Source organism: Aurantiacibacter zhengii, assembly GCF_003584125.1.
GTDB lineage: Bacteria > Pseudomonadota > Alphaproteobacteria > Sphingomonadales > Sphingomonadaceae > Alteraurantiacibacter > Alteraurantiacibacter zhengii.
Genome location: NZ_QXFL01000002.1, coordinates 563,319 through 580,467 on the forward strand (window position 1 = coordinate 563,319; position 17,149 = coordinate 580,467).

Annotated in this window: 16 protein-coding genes and 1 tRNA gene; 6 read left to right on the top strand and 11 right to left on the bottom strand. The window is 63.8% G+C overall.

Annotated elements, in window-relative coordinates; all coding sequences use genetic code 11:
• Positions 1–26 precede the first annotated feature (26 nt).
• The 4 genes from D2V07_RS06335 to D2V07_RS06350 are packed head-to-tail and all read right to left on the bottom strand — an operon-like array spanning position 27 to position 4,359.
• The gene (locus tag D2V07_RS06335; protein WP_119585819.1) at positions 27–794 is read right to left on the bottom strand and encodes a TIGR02186 family protein; all 768 of its coding nucleotides are present in this window, start codon (positions 792–794) and stop codon (positions 27–29) included.
• Positions 791–1,723, bottom strand: coding sequence for a sulfite exporter TauE/SafE family protein (locus D2V07_RS06340; RefSeq protein WP_119585821.1), 933 nt, complete (start codon positions 1,721–1,723; stop codon positions 791–793). Before D2V07_RS06340 ends, D2V07_RS06335 begins: the two co-directional genes overlap by 4 nt.
• A 54-nt stretch (positions 1,724–1,777) precedes the next feature.
• Positions 1,778–2,917 (bottom strand): hypothetical protein, encoded by a 1,140-nt coding sequence (locus D2V07_RS06345; RefSeq protein ID WP_147366916.1) that lies wholly within the window; start codon positions 2,915–2,917, stop codon positions 1,778–1,780.
• Between the two features lie 38 nt (positions 2,918–2,955).
• Positions 2,956–4,359, bottom strand: coding sequence for a glycosyl transferase family protein (locus D2V07_RS06350; RefSeq protein WP_119585825.1), 1,404 nt, complete (start codon positions 4,357–4,359; stop codon positions 2,956–2,958).
• Between the two features lie 147 nt (positions 4,360–4,506).
• Here D2V07_RS06350 and nhaA point away from each other — a divergent pair, with 147 nt between their 5' ends.
• Positions 4,507–5,733, top strand: coding sequence for a Na+/H+ antiporter NhaA (gene nhaA / locus D2V07_RS06355; RefSeq protein ID WP_119585827.1), 1,227 nt, complete (start codon positions 4,507–4,509; stop codon positions 5,731–5,733).
• A gap of 78 nt (positions 5,734–5,811) precedes the next feature.
• On the opposite strand, the gene D2V07_RS06360 is transcribed toward nhaA, so the two are convergent.
• Positions 5,812–6,108: a DUF3297 family protein gene (locus D2V07_RS06360; protein WP_119585829.1), complete on the bottom strand. Its 297-nt coding sequence runs from the start codon at positions 6,106–6,108 to the stop codon at positions 5,812–5,814.
• Positions 6,109–6,139: 31 nt separating this feature from the next.
• Complete coding sequence (locus D2V07_RS06365) at positions 6,140–6,433, bottom strand: hypothetical protein (RefSeq protein WP_119585831.1); 294 nt, start codon at positions 6,431–6,433, stop codon at positions 6,140–6,142.
• A 162-nt stretch (positions 6,434–6,595) separates the two neighbouring features.
• On the opposite strand from D2V07_RS06365, the gene D2V07_RS06370 reads away from it, so the two are divergent.
• Positions 6,596–6,680, top strand: a tRNA-Leu gene (locus tag D2V07_RS06370).
• A gap of 64 nt (positions 6,681–6,744) precedes the next feature.
• Entirely contained in the window at positions 6,745–8,373 is a 1,629-nt protein-coding gene (tig, locus tag D2V07_RS06375; RefSeq protein WP_119585833.1) for a trigger factor, read from the top strand.
• Positions 8,374–8,454: 81 nt separating this feature from the next.
• Here tig and D2V07_RS06380 read toward each other — a convergent pair whose 3' ends face one another.
• Together D2V07_RS06380 and D2V07_RS06385 are read right to left on the bottom strand one after the other, a co-directional pair.
• Complete coding sequence (locus D2V07_RS06380) at positions 8,455–9,993, bottom strand: amidase (protein ID WP_119585835.1); 1,539 nt, start codon at positions 9,991–9,993, stop codon at positions 8,455–8,457.
• A 40-nt stretch (positions 9,994–10,033) separates the two neighbouring features.
• Positions 10,034–12,163 carry a TonB-dependent receptor plug domain-containing protein gene (locus tag D2V07_RS06385; protein ID WP_119585837.1) on the bottom strand — a complete coding sequence of 710 codons (2,130 nt, stop codon included), beginning with the start codon at positions 12,161–12,163 and terminating at the stop codon, positions 10,034–10,036.
• Positions 12,164–12,377: 214 nt separating this feature from the next.
• Here D2V07_RS06385 and D2V07_RS06390 point away from each other — a divergent pair, with 214 nt between their 5' ends.
• The 3 genes from D2V07_RS06390 (at position 12,378) to D2V07_RS06400 (ending at position 14,914) form a co-directional block, all read left to right on the top strand.
• On the top strand, positions 12,378–13,073 hold the full coding sequence (locus D2V07_RS06390) for an ATP-dependent Clp protease proteolytic subunit (RefSeq protein WP_119585839.1): 696 nt from the start codon (positions 12,378–12,380) through the stop codon (positions 13,071–13,073).
• A gap of 199 nt (positions 13,074–13,272) precedes the next feature.
• Positions 13,273–14,547 carry an ATP-dependent Clp protease ATP-binding subunit ClpX gene (clpX, locus tag D2V07_RS06395; RefSeq protein WP_119585841.1) on the top strand — a complete coding sequence of 425 codons (1,275 nt, stop codon included), beginning with the start codon at positions 13,273–13,275 and terminating at the stop codon, positions 14,545–14,547.
• A gap of 154 nt (positions 14,548–14,701) precedes the next feature.
• The gene (locus tag D2V07_RS06400) at positions 14,702–14,914 is read left to right on the top strand and encodes a hypothetical protein (protein WP_119585843.1); all 213 of its coding nucleotides are present in this window, start codon (positions 14,702–14,704) and stop codon (positions 14,912–14,914) included.
• A 65-nt stretch (positions 14,915–14,979) separates the two neighbouring features.
• On the opposite strand, the gene D2V07_RS06405 is transcribed toward D2V07_RS06400, so the two are convergent.
• From D2V07_RS06405 to D2V07_RS06415, 3 genes are all read right to left on the bottom strand, one after another.
• Positions 14,980–15,756, bottom strand: coding sequence for a LemA family protein (locus D2V07_RS06405; RefSeq protein WP_119585845.1), 777 nt, complete (start codon positions 15,754–15,756; stop codon positions 14,980–14,982).
• A 200-nt stretch (positions 15,757–15,956) separates the two neighbouring features.
• The gene (locus D2V07_RS06410) at positions 15,957–16,454 is read right to left on the bottom strand and encodes a GFA family protein (RefSeq protein ID WP_158586777.1); all 498 of its coding nucleotides are present in this window, start codon (positions 16,452–16,454) and stop codon (positions 15,957–15,959) included.
• Between the two features lie 117 nt (positions 16,455–16,571).
• Positions 16,572–17,117, bottom strand: coding sequence for a fasciclin domain-containing protein (locus D2V07_RS06415; protein ID WP_119585849.1), 546 nt, complete (start codon positions 17,115–17,117; stop codon positions 16,572–16,574).
• Positions 17,118–17,149: the final 32 nt, after the last annotated feature.

Sequence of the window (17,149 nt, forward strand, 5' to 3'; positions counted from 1 at the left end):
TGAAGAAAAGCCTGCGGCGCCGGCGATCATACCAGGGCGAAAAGCCGGCCAGCGGCCCAGCCCATGAAAACCGAAAGACCGACAGCGAAGAGGCCATAAAAAAAGGAGTAATCGTTCGCCGCTTCCTCAACGCCCAGTTCGAAGCCTTCCTTGAACACCTGCACCTCTGACGTGGCAGACGAGATCACCCGGCCATCGTAGATCGCGAAGGTTTCGGCCACGTACCGTCCGGAAACCACGTTCGAGGGGATGGGAATGTCGGCGCGGTAGAGCACCCCTTGTGAAATCTCCACGCCGGTGTCGTACTGGCCGTAAAGCCCCTGCCGCTGCCGCAGGTCCACCAGCCCCTCTGCAAAACGTTGCTGCTCGGCAGGATCGATGGATCCCGATGGCGAGAGCTGCAGGTAGTCCAGCCCAAGCTCGTAGATGGCCGCCGTGCGTTCATCGACGATGTCGAGCACGGGGCGCGAACTGGCGATGGCGTAGAACGAGGGCACGGACCTGTAGGCGGTATCGTCCGAATTGACCCAGATGCCGAAGAAACGGTCCTTCTCGCGCACCAGGATCGGCTCGCTCGGCCCCTTCAGCACGACGACGACATCGTATTGCGCATCGCTGTCCGCCGGATCCAGCACCGCACCGTAAAGCAGGAGGTTGGCCCCGGTGAAGCCCTGCCGCAAGACGATCTCGTGCTGCGAGATGTCGGGCACGAGGATCGGATCCTCGCTCTGCGCCAAGGCTGGCGCCTGAGCGGCGACGATCAGTGCGAGGAAGAAGGCAAGCAGGCGCATCATAGCGGCACCACCGTGTAGACTTCGGCTGGTCGCACGCCCAGGCCATAGGCCATCTGCAACGCAATCACGAGCACGATCGCCGCGAGCACCAGGCGCAGATGCTCCGGCTTCGCAAATCCGGCGATCTTCGTTCCCAGCTGCGCCCCGGTGACGGAGCCCAGCAGCAAGAGGCCCGCCAGCACGATATCCACCGCGCGTGTCGTAAAGGCGTGCACCATCGTCACCAGCATGGTGATGAACAGGATGTTGAACAGGCTGGTGCCGACCACGACGCGGGCACTCATCCCCAGGATATAGAGCATGGCCGGCACCATGATGAAGCCGCCGCCAACGCCCATCAGCATGGTGAGGATGCCCACCACCACGCCCAGGATAAGCGGGCCGAGAGGCGAAATGTAGAGGCCCGAGCGATAGAAGCGCCAGCGGTAGGGAAGCCCGGCAATCATCGGGTGGTGCCGACGCTTTGCCGTCTGCCGCTTTCCGCCGTCCGCGCCGCCACCGCCGAATCGGCCCGGCCACAGCTCCTGCAGCGCCTCGCGTCCCATCAGGCCGCCGATGGTCCCCAACAGCAGCACATAGAGGATATTGATGACAACATCGATCTGGCCAACCGCCCGCAGCAGGTTGAACAGCAGCGCGCCGATGAGTGCGCCGACCATGCCGCCCGCCACGATCACGCCGCCGATCTGGTAGTCCACGCCGTTCTTGCGGCTATGGGCGAATACGCCGGAAACGCTGGCACCGGTCACCTGCGTAGCGGCAGAAGCGGCGGCCACGGTGGGCGGAATGCCATAGAAGATCAGCAACGGCGTGGTGAGAAAACCTCCACCCACTCCGAAGACTCCCGACAAGATGCCCGTAGCCACGCCAAGCGCGACGATAACGAGACCGTCGACAGCAAGATTGGCGATGGGGAGATAGACATCCATTACCTGCGCCTAATGCAAAGGCGCGGTTGATTGAAGGTGAATGCTGCGCTGCGATTAAAAACCTGCCGTCAGTGTGAGCGCAGGGCCACTCGCAGGTTCGGCATCACCGGCAACACGGAACCGGTAATCTGCCGAAAGGCGCCCGCGCGCCTGGCCCATGCGGAAGCTCACGCCCGCGCTTGGTCCGACATCCAGCCGCTGCGCATCGTCCTGCGCCCCGCCCCACACGCCGCCGCCCGCCGTCAGGCGGAATTTGTCCGTGCCAAACAGTTTGCGTGAAACACGCGCCTGCCCATCGACGAAAGGCGTCGCAAATTCGCCGGTGACATAGCCGCCCTGGACGTAGGCCTCTGCCGTGAACCCGGCAGGCAGGGCGAACGGGGCAAGTTCGCTTACGGCAAAGGCAGCCCCGCGCAGCTCGGTCCCGGCGTCGGTCTCGCTCAACCGCGCTTCCGCGGCCAGCCGCACCGGCACGGAAGCCAGCGGCCGCGCCGAGGCACCTAGCGCGACATCGGTCTCGCTCGCGCCGTCCAGCGCCCGGGTGGCCCGCATGTAGAGCCGGGGCGCATGACCGCTGCCGCGATCGATCCGGTAACGGACCACCGCGCCTACCTGGCTGCGGCCATAGCTGGGGCGGCCCGACGTGATCGGCGTGGTGGTATCATCGCGCCACAGCGCCCACAGGTCCATCGACCAGCGCCGACCACTATCCACATCGGCATCGGCAAATTCGCGCGTCGAGGACGGTGCATAGACGGCTCCCGGTGCGATCGGCCCCGCGCCGCGGCGGTATGGCAGGGCTTGCCCGGTCTGCACCCCGCTGCGGTAGCCCGCGGCCAGCAGCATGGTGTGGGCATTCATGAGATCGGCGCCACGCATCCCTGCCCTGCCCGGTACCATCCGCCTGGCATCACGGTCCTGTTCTTCCGGCAGGCCGAAATCGGGCCTGCGCAGGGGTTCGGGCGCGGGCGACCGCAGCAGGTCTGCTGGAGCGGCACGATCCTTGGATAGAGGCAGTATTATCTGCGCCGGCGCGCTCCGGTCGGACTGCCGTACCGGGGGGATCTGCGTCTGATCCGCCATCTCCTGCGCCAGCATATCGGGAAGGATCGGGCCGGTTGCCGGGGCGAGCGGGGACTCCCACAGTGCGATGCGCAGCACGATCCAGGCACCTAGCACCATGCCAAAAGACATCAGCGGCCACCCGCGCCTGGCCTGCCTGCCCGGCGCTGTCATTGCGACAATTCCAGCCTGACCGCGCGCGCCGGATGCGCGTCATGCTCGGTCTTTTCCCATAGCGGCGAGGCCCCGCGCAGCGTCTTCGCATAGGCGAAAAGGGCGCGGTATCCGGCCATGATCGCAATGACATTCGCCACGGGAATGCGCAGCACGGCCCGCATCCCCTCACGCGCGCCGTATTCCATGCGGGTGAAAGTGAAGCGCATGAAAGCCCGCCAGGCAAAGCTGGCAAGATTGAGCGCCACAAGTGCAAGCAGCAGGCCGCTTGGTTCCCAAGATGAAGGCAGGCCCGCCGCCTTCAGTCCGGCAAGCACCAGTGCCAGCAAGAACAGGGTATAGCCGCTGAACAGCACCAGGGCAGACAGCGGGCCGCGCCTGTCGCGCATGCGCATCCACCATTCGCCCGGTCCGCCGGTCCAGCCCAGCCGGTCCCACCCCTGCAGGGCGATGCCGTGCATCCAGCGCGCTTTCTGGCGAACGGCATGGCCAAGCTGGTTGGGGAAATAGGCCCGGGTGGCGACCAGTTGCCCGTCATCGCCGCGTACCCGCAGGAACCGCGACCGACCGCCCAGCGCCGCAACCTTTACTCCCAGTTCGTAATCTTCGGTGAGCGAATCCTCGTCGAAGGGGGTATCGCGCCCCGCATCGCGGGCGATCCGGGCCAGCATGCCGCGTCCGAAAGCACAGCCGACACCGGCGGCGGGCAGGCTGGCGCCCAGTTCGCCACGAACCACCATCGCCTTGCCATGCGCTTCGGCAAATTCCTCGCAATAGTGGCTGCCGATCCAGCGCGATCCCTCCTGCGGCATCGGCAGGACGGGCAGTTGCACGAAGTCGGCAGTACCGATTGCCCGGTCGAGCAGGGCCAGAGCGGCGGGATCCACCATGTCTTCCGCATCGTGCAGCACCACCATGCGGGCCATGCGCCCCTCGCGCAGTTCGTCGTGTCGCAGTGCTGCGTAAATGCGGTTCAGACAGTCGGCCTTGGTGGAAGGACCCAAACGGTCATGCACCACGATCCGCACGCGCCGATCGCCCCTTGCTCCGCGCGCGGCAGCCTCCAGCGTGGCGGGATCGTTGCGGTAGACCCCGACGTAAAGCCGCAGATCAGCCTGCGGCCAGACGGCGAGCGCGTGGGAAAGCGTGTCGGCGATGACGCTGGCTTCCTGCCATGCCGGGATCAGCACCGCTGCCCGTCCGGAAAGCTGGCGGTGGTGGATTTCGCCGCGAGCCAGCACCGGTGTTTCGGCTCGACCGGAAAAGCGCAGCCAGAGCCACGCCAGGTCCATGCCGAATTCGTCAATCGCGCCAAGCAGGAAGAAAAAACCTGCAAACAACAGCAACTCGTGTTCGGCCAGCGCCAGCCATTGCAGCGCGGTCGACGCGGTATCCCCCATCTCGGAGCCCCTGACCTAAGTAGTTGTAGCTAGGGATAAAGCTTGCCACGCAAAAGGCAACACGGCGGTATTTTCCCGTACCTGCATACCTGCCTGCAATTTTTGCGGGCTTGCATCTGCTGTCGATTTTGGGGAAGGGCTCTGACCATGGCAGAACCCAGCATCGTCAAATCCGCAGTCCGCAACTTCAAGGCCCTGTTCAAGGCCGACGCTTTCGAGGGGATCCTCCTGATCGCCGTCGCGGTCGTCGCCATGATAGTGGCCAATTCCGGCATCGCGGGGCCCTATTTCGAACTGTTCAACGGCTACCTTTGGTCAAAGGACGCGTTCTACCTCAACACCCTGCACCTGTGGATCAACGACGGGTTGATGGTGATCTTCTTCTTCGTCGTCGGACTGGAAGTGAAACGCGAACTTATCAGCGGCAACCTGGCCGATCCCAAGCAGCGCACCCTGCCAATCATGGCGGCGGCAGCAGGCATGGCGGCGCCCATCGGCGTGTTCCTGGCGGTGACCGGCGGCGCGCCGGAATACCGCGCCGGCATGGCCATCCCCGCCGCAACCGACATTGCCTTTGCCATGGGCGTGATCGGCCTGCTGGGCACCCGCGTGCCCAAATCGCTGCGACTGTTCCTGCTGACCGTGGCCATCGTCGACGATATCGGCGCCGTGGCGATCATTGCCATCTTCTATTCCGAGCCGAAGGTGATGTGGCTGCTCATCTCGCTGGGCGTCTTCATCGTCATGCTGGCGATGAACCGTTACCGGGTGCGGCACCTCTCGCTGTTCGTGATCGGCACCATCGTGCTGTGGTACTGCGTGCTCAATTCCGGCGTCCACGCCACCATTGCGGGTGTGCTGGCGGCGTTCACGATCCCGATGCACACCAAGGACGGCTACTCCATGCTGGAGAACGTGGAGCACTCTCTCGTCCCGTGGAGCGCATACCTGGTGGTGCCCATCTTCGGCTTCGCCAATGCCGGGGTCAGCCTGTCCGGACTGGGGCTGGAGGCCTTGCTCGATCCGCTGCCGCTGGCCGTGGGTGCAGGCCTTGTCATCGGCAAGCAGGTGGGCATTTTCACCACGGTCTGGGCCTCGGTGAGGCTGGGCATCGTGAAAATGCCGCCAGCCTGTTCCTGGCCAGAGGTGTGGGGTGTCTCGATCCTGTGCGGCATCGGCTTCACGATGAGCCTGTTCATCGGCGAATTGGCCTTCGAGGGCACCAGCGAGGCCGCTCGCCTGCTACGCGACGAGGCGAAGATCGGCATCCTCATGGGCTCGCTGATTTCGGCAGTGCTCGGCTACACCGTGCTGCGCCTCACCACGACGCACCCGGAAGAAGCGGCGGACGATCCCAGCAGCCCGGTGGTCTGATCCGCGCACAAACGAATCGGCCCCCGGTTCCATGTGGAACCGGGGGCCGTTTGTTTTTTCGGGAATGATGGGCTTGCGTCAGTCAGCCTTTGCGACCGGCGGGTTATCGCCTTGGTCCTCGTACCACGCTTCTACCGGGCCTTTCAGCTTGATCGTCAGCGGGCGGCCCTTGCGGTCCACCGTCTTGCCCGCCTGCACGCGCACCCAGCCTTCGGAAATGCAGTATTCCTCGATATCGGTGCGCACCCGGTCCTTGAACTTGATGCCAACGCCGCGTTGCAGCTTTTCGGCATCGAAATGCTCGCTGCGCGGATCGATCGACAGGTGATCGGGCGGGGTGTCGCCGGAAGGGGCGGTGGTGTTCTCTTCGGTCATGCCAAAGCCACTAGCTGCGTTCGTGCAAAAATCAATCGGGCGGCAGCATGGTGAGGTCCGCCGGTATTTCGTCGGGCGAGCTTCCCGGCTCCTGCCTGTCGTCCGGCAGCGGCTCGATCTCGTCGGGATTGGCACCGGGCTGGTCGTCGCTGTCGGGCGTCGGATCGATCTCGTCGGGTGCGTCGCCGGGGTGGTCGCTATCGCCCGGTTGCGGGCCGGTGCGGTCGGGATCGACGGGTGATTCGCCTTCCTTGATCTGCGGCGACTCCGGCTGCTGCTGCGGCGCTGTGGGTGACTGCGACACGTTGGCTTCATCGGTTTGCATGGCGGGTTTTTCCTTCGTTTGGGCCTGCCCGTTGAACGGACGATGCGATTACTGCGTTCCGGTGGCGAATTCCGCTGATCGTGCTGCTTGCCCTTTTCGGCTCATCACCCTATGGGCACCGCTTCGTTTCGCAGGCTCCCCGCCTGCAAGGTTCGTCGGGCCGCGGGCGTGGCGGAATTGGTAGACGCGCTGGTTTTAGGTACCAGTATCGCAAGATGTGGGGGTTCGAGTCCCTTCGCCCGCACCAGTTTCGTTGACTGGGTTTCCCGACCCATGGCGAACCTCTGGAGAGTATTGAGTAAAGGCTGATCATGCAGATTGTCGAAACCACCAACGAAGGCCTCAAGCGCGCCTACACCGTCACCATCACGGCCAAGGATATCGATGCCAAGATCGATGCCGAGGTGAAGAAGGTTGCCCCGCAGGTGCGGATGCCCGGCTTCCGCCCCGGCAAGGTACCGGCCAACCTGGTGCGCAAGATGCACGGCGATGCCCTGCACGCCGACGTGCTGAATTCGACCGTGCGCGAATCGGTCGACAGCCTGATCCGCGACAAGAAGCTGCGCCCCGCGCTGCAGCCCAAGGTCGAAATGGCCGACGGCTACGAACAGGGCAAGGATGCCGAACTGACCGTGGAAGTCGAAGTCCTTCCCGAGATCGAGGCACCGTCGGTAGATGGCCTGAAGCTGGAAAAGCTCACCGTGCCGGTTTCCGATGAACAGATGGACGAAGCGCTGGGCCGCATCGCCGAAGGCCAGAAGAGCTACAAGGACGCCGCCAAGAGCAAGAAGGCTGCCGAGGGCGACCAGCTGATCATCGATTTCGTCGGCAGCATCGATGGCGAGGAATTCGAAGGCGGCAAGGCCGAAGATGCACCGCTGGTGATCGGTTCGGGCCAGTTCATCCCCGGCTTCGAAGACCAGCTTACCGGCGTGAAGACCGGCGACGAAAAGACCATCACCGTGACCTTCCCCGAAGATTACCCGGCGGAACACCTTGCGGGCAAGGACGCGCAGTTCGCCGTCACCGTGAAGCAGGTGAAGGTCGAGACCGAGAGCAAGGTGGACGACGAGTTCGCCAAGGGTCTTGGCCTCGAAAGCCTCGACAAGCTGAAGGAACTGATCAAGGGCCAGATCGAGCAGGAAAGCGCCGGTCTCACCCGCACGCAGATGAAGCGTCAGCTGCTCGACAAGCTGGCTGCGGATCACGATTTCGACGTTCCGCCGACCATGGTCGAAGCCGAATTCCAGCAGATCTGGAACCAGCTGCAGCAGGAAGCTGCGCGCGAGGACGATCCCGAAGCTGCGCTGAAGGAAATCGAGGACGAGAAGGACGATTACAAGCGCATCGCCGAACGCCGCGTGCGTCTGGGTCTGCTGCTGTCCGAAATCGGCCAGGCCAACGGCGTGGAAATCAGCCAGCAGGAAATGCAGATGCTGATCCAGCAGGCCGCCCAGCAGTATCGCCAGGAAGACCGCGAGCGTTTCGTGGAATACATCCGCAACGACCCGATGGCCCAGGCCCAGCTGCGCGCTCCGCTGTACGAGGACAAGGTCGTCGACTTCCTGTTCGACAAGGCCGACGTCACCGAACGTGAAGTGACCCGCGAGGAACTGGAAGCCGCGATCGAGGCCGAGGAAAACACCGAAGCCGAAAAGGCCAAGCCCGCCGCGAAGAAGAAGGCTCCGGCCAAGAAGGCACCGGCGAAGAAGGCGGATGCCAAGGCCGACGACGAGAAGAAGCCTGCCGCGAAGAAGGCACCCGCCAAGAAAGCTCCTGCCAAGAAGGCCGACGACGCCGAAAAGCCTGCTGCCAAGAAGGCACCCGCCAAAAAGGCTGCCGCCAAGAAGGATGACGGCGGCGAAGCCAAGGCTCCTGCCAAGAAAGCTGCGGCGAAAAAGGCTCCGGCCAAGAAGGCCGCACCCAAGAAGGGCGCCTGATCGCCTTCACGATCCTCCCCGCGCCGGTGGCACGGGGAGGATCGTGGTTCCTAAGCTACCGCCTAGCCGCAGCTCACCAGGTTACGGCGTGGCCTGCCACGGTGCCAGCGAGGGTTCCGGGATTTGCGTGGAGCGGGCTCGCTCGTAGGCCGCGCCCGCCTTCAGGATTGCGTGATCATCCCACTGGCTGCCGATGAAGGAAATGCCCACGGGCAGCCCCTCCACCGCGCCCATCGGCACGGTCAGGTGCGGGTATCCGGCGACGGCGGCTAGGCTGCCGATGCCAATCCCGCCGGTGTAGTTATCGCCCAGCACCAGATCGATAGGCCATGCCGGGCCACCCGTCGGCGCGACGAGGAAGGCGACATCGTTCTGGGCCAGCAATGCATCGATCCCCTCATCGCGTGACAGCCGCCGCGCGGTGGAAAGCGCCTCCCGATAGGCTTCGGCATCAGTGGTCCGCAGGGCCTGTTCGAAGATATCCTGCCCGAACCAGCGCAATTCGCGGTCTGCATTCGCCTCGTTGAACGCGATCAGCCCGTCCAGCGAGCGCGCCGGGATGTCGGCCGGGGATCCTTGCAGGTAGGTCTCGATATCGCGGCGGAATTCGAACAGCAGGACGGTATATTCGGCCTCGCCCATCGCGCCGGCAGGCGAGTATTCCACGTCGACCAGCTCGGCCCCGGCGCGGCGCAGGTCGTCCAGTGCCTGCTCCCAGACTGCGCCCAGCGGCTCCAGGCCACCATAGCGCCCCCGCACCACGCCCACGCGCACGCCGGCCAGAGAGGCATCGGCGAGGCCTGCGGCGAAATCCGTAACGTGGTCATCGGCATCAGCCGTTGCCGCGTCTGCCGGATCGCTGCCGGCGATGGCCGTCAGCAGCATTGCTGCATCGGAAACGGAGCGGGCCATCGGCCCGGCGGTATCCTGGCTGGCGCTGAGCGGCACCACATGGGTGCGGCTGACCAGGCCCACGGTCGGCTTGAAGCCCACCACGCCGTTGACGCTGGCAGGGCAGGTGATCGATCCGTCGGTCTCGGTCCCAATGGCCGCCCAGGCGAAGCCCGCTGCCACCGCCGCGCCGCTGCCGCTGGAAGAACCGCAGGTGTTGCGGTCCACCGCATGGGGGTTTCGCGTGATGCCGCCCACCGCGCTCCACCCGCTGGTGGAATTGGAGCTGCGAAAGTTCGCCCATTCGGAAAGGTTGGTCTTGCCAAGCACCACGCCGCCATTGGCGCGCAGGTTCGCAATCAGCGGCGCGTCACGCCCGGTCGTATTGTCGGCAAGCGCCAGCGAGCCTGCGGTCGTAGGCCATTCGCGGGTTTCGATATTGTCTTTTACCAGTACGGTGCGACCCCGGAGCATCGTGTTCGACTGGTTCAGCGAGGCAGCCGTCCGAAAGGCGTCGTACTGGGAAAGATGCGCGACGACCGCTCCGATCGCGGGTTCGTCATCATCCAGCCGTTCGATCCGCATGACATAGTCGCGCGCCACTGCTCCGCTCCCTTCCGCCGCAGGTTCGATCTGGGCGAATGACCTGTCCTGCGCATGCGCGAACGAGGGAATAACGGCAGTGGCGAGCGACGACGCGGCAAGCGCCAGCGGGAAAAGTCTTTGCATATCTCGCTTGTGCGTTGCCTGCGGCCCTGACGCAATACCCCTAGAAGTCTCCGCTAAGACGGAAACTGAAGATCGGCTGCACGCTCAGGTTCTGGGTCTCGCGAAAGACGAGGGGGCTGCGATCCCGGTATCCGGCGTAGACGAAGCGATCCTGCCTCGCGCGGCCATCGGTAAGGTTGAATACCGAGAGATTGGCCGTCATGCCGAACACGTCCTTGTGCTCGATAAAGGCGAAGGTGTAGGTCGGCCCCTCGTAATTGAAACCGCTTTCGCCCAGCCGGTAATAGGGCAGCGTGTGGTTGTATTCCAGGCCCGCGCCCCAGGCCCAGTTGCTGCCGGGAATGTCGTGGCGCAGTTCCACGTCCACCTCGCGATCCTGGTGACCGCCGAAGCTGCGGCTTTCCCCGGTCAGCGGGTCGGTCAGGTCGCTTTCTTCCAGTTGCAGCGTCACTTCCAGTTGCGCGCCGCGAAACCCGATTGGTTCCAGTTGGAAGGTGCTGTTCCAGCGAATGCCATAGAGCGTCGCGCTGTCGATATTACCGCGCGTTTCCAGTCCGCCGGGAACGGGGATGAACTCGATGTAATCCTCGATCCACTGGCCGAACACGCGCAGCTGCGTGCTGCCCCAGTTACCGAGGTCCTTCGTAGCTTCCAGCTGCACCTGCACCGTCTGCGGCGGCACCAGTTTCACATTGCCCGCGTTCTGCTGGTTCTGGTTGAGCGAGACGCTGGCGAGAAAATCGCCGAAAGACAGCTGGCCCACGCTGCGCGCCAGTTCCAGCGACACGTCCAGCCCGTCCTCCACCGCCCAGGCAAGGTTGACGGACCCCTTGGGCCGCCAGAAGCTGCGCGTCAGCCCGCCAGCGCCGGTTTGCGCAATGGTCGAATATTCCGCCCCCGCGCCGACCTGCACGGTCAGGTTGCCCGCCAGGCTGCGGCTGTGGGTCAGGATCATTTCATAGCGATCCTCCGTCACGCCGCCGGTGCCATTGGGAAAGGGGATGGCCACGAACTCGCCCGAGGGATCGAGGTCGAACAGGGCGGAGACCTGCTCCAGCCGGTTGAACGCGGCTTCGCCGTCCAGCTGCCAGTCGCCGCCCAGCATGGCCCAGCTGTATTCGGCGCGGCCAATGCGCTCCCCGCTTTCGCGGTGGGTGGTGAATCGCGTGCCGGTATCGGGGCTATCGTCGGCGAACTGGGAAATGGCATCCGAGCGAGAGCGGCCGCGGCTGTAACTTTCCTGCCCGATCAGCTTCAGCTGGCCGGGGCCAAGGTCGAACTGCACGTCCGCCCCAAGCTCGTATCCCCAGCCGCGATAGCGGTCTTCGAATCTGCGAAACAGGTCGACCCCGGTGACGAGATCGCGCAGCTGGTTTTCGCGCATATTCTCGTAGGCGCGGCGATAGCTGGCATTGGCGTTGACCACGGTGCCGCCGGGGCTGGTCCATTGCACCTGGCCGGAGGCACGCGGAAAATCGCCGATGAATTGCATCACGATGTCGCGCGATTCGATCGCATTGCCGTCGGCATCGAAGATGAAGGCATCGCCGCCGCCTGCCCCGCCTCGGCCTACCCCGTTGGCAACTGCAACTGTCCAAGACAGCGTTTCGCCGGATCCGCTAAGCGAGACCTCGCCACCGATGAAGCTGGGCTCGGCATATTTGGGGCGTGCGTTGGCGCGATAGGTGAACCGGCCGCTCAACGGGTCGGGCCGGGTGATGACATTGGCGACCTGTCCGGAAAGGCCCGCGATACCAAGGGTCGCGCCATCGACGATCTCGATCCTCTCGACGCGGTCGGTGCCGATGCGGCTGAGCTGCGTGAACACCCCTTCGGACTTGTTGGTGATGCGCTCCCCGTCGATCAGCACGTTGGCGCTCGCCTGCCCCAGGCCACGCGCGCCATCCTCTCCGCGAATGGTGAAACCCGGCACTTCCTCCAGCATGTCCAGCGCGTTGCGCGGGGCGAAGCGGGCGAAGTCGAGCGGCGTGAACACGCGGGCGCCGCTCGAAGCTTCGACGGCGTCGGGCGCGGGAGGCAGCGCGTCGTCCGCCGTCTCTTGCGCGGGTACGGTGTCGCCGGTGCCTTCCTGGGCATGGGCGGGCCACGCCGCCAGCAGCAGGGCGATGGTTGCAGTGCTAGCGAAGATATTGCGCAAGATCAGTCCCATCCCTCAATCACATTTGTAGTCGTTAGGGTCGTTACAGAGGAACCCGGCCGGCCGCGCGTGCCTTCATCGACAAATCACGATTGCGGCCCGATCAATCGACAGGCGTCGATTTCGGGCCGATCAACGGAATCTGAAGGTTGCTGCGCCAAGCCCCTTGAACCGAAGGGGCCTAGAGGCGACATAGGCTCTGAAACACGAGTTATGAGGACCACGCATGTTCGACCTGTTCGGCGACAACAAAGACCGTTTCACCACCGATCCCGTCACCGGCGCCCTGGTGCCCGTCGTCGTCGAATCGACCAGCCGCGGGGAACGCAGCTTCGACATCTTCAGCCGCCTGCTGCGCGAACGAATCGTATTCGTTACCGGCCAGGTGGAAGACAACATGGCTTCGCTGATCGTGGCCCAGTTGCTGTTCCTCGAAAGCGAGAACTCGCAGGACATCTCCATGTACATCAACTCGCCCGGCGGCGTGGTGACGGCCGGCATGGCGATCCACGACACCATGCAGTACATCAAGCCGAAGGTGCGCACCGTGGTGGTGGGCCAGGCGGCCTCGATGGGCTCGTTCTTGCTCGCTGCAGGTGAACCCGGCATGCGCGTTGCCCTGCCCAACGCCCGCGTGATGGTGCACCAGCCCAGCGGCGGTGCTCGCGGCATGGCCAGCGACATCGAGATCCAGGCACGCGAGATCCTGCGCATCCGCCAGCGGATGAACGATCTTTACGTGCAGTATACCGGCCAGAGCCTTTCCGATATCGAGAAGGCGATGGACCGCGACACCTTCCTCGAAGCCGAGGAAGCCAAGAAGTTCGGCATCGTGGATGCCGTTTTCGCCCACCGCCCGAAGGACGATGGCGAGCATGACCGCGACGGCAGTGGCGGCGCTCCCACCCCTGAAAGCGAATAGGTGGGACGCTCTCGGGCACGTTTACAGACCGCACGAGAGTTGTAGCATTTTGGCAACCCTGAACCTTCAGGCTGGTGCAAGCCGGGGATGTTAAGGATGCATTCGATTGATATTCATCGCGCCTGCCCTAAATTGGCAGGCCGAATCCCGCGCTCATGCCCGTAAAACGGCCATAGTTCGGGCGCACAGGACGAGAGTAATGACCAAATTGAGCGGAACCGACAGCAAAAGCACCCTCTACTGCAGCTTCTGCGGCAAGAGCCAGCACGAGGTTCGCAAGCTTATCGCAGGCCCTACCGTATTCATCTGCGACGAATGCGTGGAACTGTGCAACGACATCATCCGTGAAGAGGCCAAGAGCGGCATCGGCGGACGCAAGGATGGCGGCGTACCCGCTCCCATCGAGATCTGCGACACGCTGAACGATTACGTGATCGGCCAGGAACGCGCCAAGCGCGTGCTCTCGGTTGCCGTGCACAACCACTACAAGCGCCTGAAGCACTCCGGCAAGGGCAACGATGTCGAACTGGCGAAGTCCAACATCCTGCTCGTCGGCCCTACCGGCAGCGGCAAGACCCTGCTGGCGCAGACGCTGGCACGCACCTTCGATGTGCCCTTCACCATGGCCGATGCCACCACGCTGACCGAAGCCGGTTACGTGGGCGAGGATGTGGAGAACATCATCCTCAAGCTGCTGCAATCCAGCGACTACAATGTCGAGAAGGCGCAGCAGGGCATCGTCTACATCGACGAGATCGACAAGATTACCCGCAAGGCGGAAAACCCCTCCATCACGCGCGACGTGTCGGGCGAAGGCGTGCAGCAGGCACTGCTGAAGCTGATGGAAGGCACCACCGCCAGCGTGCCCCCGCAGGGCGGGCGCAAGCATCCGCAGCAGGAATTCCTGCAGGTCGACACCACCAATATCCTGTTCATCGTGGGCGGCGCATTCGCCGGCCTGGAAAAGATCATCGGTGACCGCCTGCAGAAGCGTTCCATCGGCTTCGGTGCCAACGTGGAAGATCCTAGCAAGGCCAAGATCGGCGAAATGCTGGAGAAGTGCGAACCGGAAGACCTGCTGAAATTCGGCCTTATCCCCGAATTCGTCGGCCGCCTGCCGGTGATCGCCACGCTGCACGATCTGGATACCGATGCGCTGGTGACGATCCTGAAGGAACCGAAGAACGCGCTGGTGAAGCAGTACCAGAAGCTGTTCGAGCTGGAAGACGTGGAGCTTACCTTCACCGAAGAAGCGCTTCAGGCCATCGCCAAGAGGGCGATCACGCGCAAGACCGGTGCACGCGGCCTGCGTTCCATCGTCGAAGGTCTTCTGCTGGATACCATGTTCGACCTGCCGAGCATGGAAGATGTCACCGAAGTCGTCGTGGATGCAGACGTGGTGGAGGGCCGCAAGGAACCTGTCCGCGTGCTCGCCAACGACAACGGCAAGGGCAAGAAGGAAGCGGCAGCCTAATCGCCTGCCGCAACCAGCCTCCCACCCGGTCATCCATCTTCCGGAAAAATCACGGGCGGTCCCTCGGGGCCGCCCTTCCGCGTGCCTGACGACCCGGCGCGCCTGACCCTCCCCTGCACGGCGCAGGGGCAACCCCCCAAAAAGGAGTTATACTATGCCGACCAATTCCGAACTCGCCGCCAAGATGCTGCGCGATGCCTCCATGTTCTTCCGCCAGGTGGGTGAACAGAACCCGCCCGTGGCCGAACAGATGAACCAGAATGCCGCGGTCTACGAACAGGTCGCCCAGCTGGTCGAAAGCGATCCCAACGGCGAAGTGCCTACGCAGGATCCGGCCGAGGCGCAGGCTCAGCAAGCTTCCGAGTAGGCCTCAACAAGAACAATCGCCGCGCCCCGGCGGCGCGGCAACCCGAAGAGGATCGTCCCTTCCAATCAATGTGGATTGGCGGGACGGTCCTCTTCTGCTGTTTCAAGGGAGGGTTCCGCCTGCGGACCCTCTTCGCCTTCCCCGGCGGTCTTTTCGATGATCGGGAATTCGGTCGCCTCGGCAGGCGGTACGGTCGACGCCTGCGCCTTGTTCAGGGCCGCGGTGGCCCGGTGCTGCAACTGCCGCGTGGCATCGCCCACACCCTTGCCTACACGCGCGAACTGCTGCCGCAGCAGCTCGCCGTCGTCGGTGCGGAAAGCGGCGTTTTCGTCCAGCCCGGCCTCGTCGGTGGTGAAATAGCTGGCTTCGGGGAAACCCAGCTTCTGGGCGATCATCACGGCCGGGAAACTCGACCGGAAGCTGTTGTAGCGCTCCACCTCGTTATTCATGGCCTCGCGCTTGCGCTGCAGGTCGTTCTCGATCGTCTGGATCTGGCCCATCAGCGTGTTGTAGGTCTGGTTGGCCTTCAGTTCGGGAAACCGCTCCGCCACGAAACTGACCCCGGCCAGCGCCCGAGTGGTCGCTTCGGCCATGGCCCCTGCATCGCTTACATTCTCATTGCGACCGGCGATGGTGATGTGTGCCAGCTTCTCGTGGTCGCCATAACCCTGGCAGATTTCGATCAGCTGGTTGGCGAGCGTGGCCCGCTTCTTCAACTCACCGAGCAGGTTCGATTGCGACCGCTTCACCGCTTCCGACCGTGTGCGAAGCTGGTTGTACAGCTTGGTCACCCAGAAAAACCCGCCGCCGGCGACGAGCAGAAGCAAAAACAGGAATTCCATGACTATTAGCCCCCTATTGTTCCCCTAAGAGTCGAATCGCTATATCCCGAATTGGCATTTTTCCCAAATTTCGGAGTATCTAAGAGTTAATCCCGATGCGATGAGGGCGAGGATAGGCAAAGGGCTCCTACGGGTCGTTGTCGAATACTATACCGCTGCCCGTCCTGCCCCGCGCGGCGGCCTGCCGGGCAGCCGTTACGCTAGCCCTCCCCGGCTTTCCGGCGAGCGCCCAGCGCTTTCAGCCGTTCCAGGCTCTCCCCGTCCAGCACATCGCGCGCGCTGTAGTTGCCTTCAAAACGGGGAATGCCATCCGCGAAACCGACCCACGGCATCGCCTCGCCGGTGAAGATGATCACGTCGGGTGTGACGCTGGCCGGTTCGTCCAGCGTGCCTGCACGCACGGCCACCATCAGGCGACCCATGCTGCCGTAATAGCTGAACAGTGCCGTGCCGCATTGCTGGCACCGGGCCATGGTATGCGGAGCGCCGCTGCCGCCGGGTACCGCGAATTCCTGCAGATCTCCCGAAAGGAGTTCGACCCGCTCGCTTTCCCAGAAGGCGTTGACCACGCTGGTCGATCCGGTCTGCTGCTGGCACTGGCGACAATGGCAATTAAGCACCATGATCGGATCGCCCGCAATGCGGTACCGCGCGCTGCCACAGGCGCAGCCTCCCTCGCGATTGTGTTGTTCATCCATCCTCGGTCCTCCTTCGCTTTCACGGAAGACGCTGGCGGCGCGCGTTGCAAGCACGAAAACGCCCCGCCCGGCCTTGTTGCCGGACGGGGCGCCGCGCTGCGCCATAAGCGAGGGGGTTCAGCCCGGCAGCAGCACGCGGTCGAGGACGTGGATTACGCCGTTCGATGCTGCGATATCGGCGGTTGTGACCAGCACCTGGCGATCAGCCCCGTCGGTCAGCACGATCTTGCCGTTCGCCAGCCGCGCGGTCAGCGTTTCGCCTGCCACCGTTTCGATACGGGCGTGGCCGTCGCCCTCGCGGATGAGGTGGATCAGGTCATCGGCAGTCACCCGGCCCGCAACCACGTGATAGGTGAGGACACTGGTCAACTGGCCGCGATTTTCGCTGCGCAACAGAGTGGAAACAGTGCCCTGGGGCAGGGCGTTGAAGGCATCGTCTGTCGGCGCGAAAACGGTGAACGGGCCGTCGCCCTGCAGGGTCTCTACCAGTCCGGCAGCCTGCACGGCGGCCACCAGTGTTTCGAAATCGTCGTTGCCCGATGCGACCTGCACGATATCGGCGCCGCCATCGTGGTGGCCGTGATTGTGCGCCAGAGCCGGCGCAGTGGTAAGCATGGCACCTGCGGCAAGAATTGCGGCGAGTGCGGATCTGGATGTCTTCATGATTGTAGTACTCCTTTGTCTCGCAAGTCCCG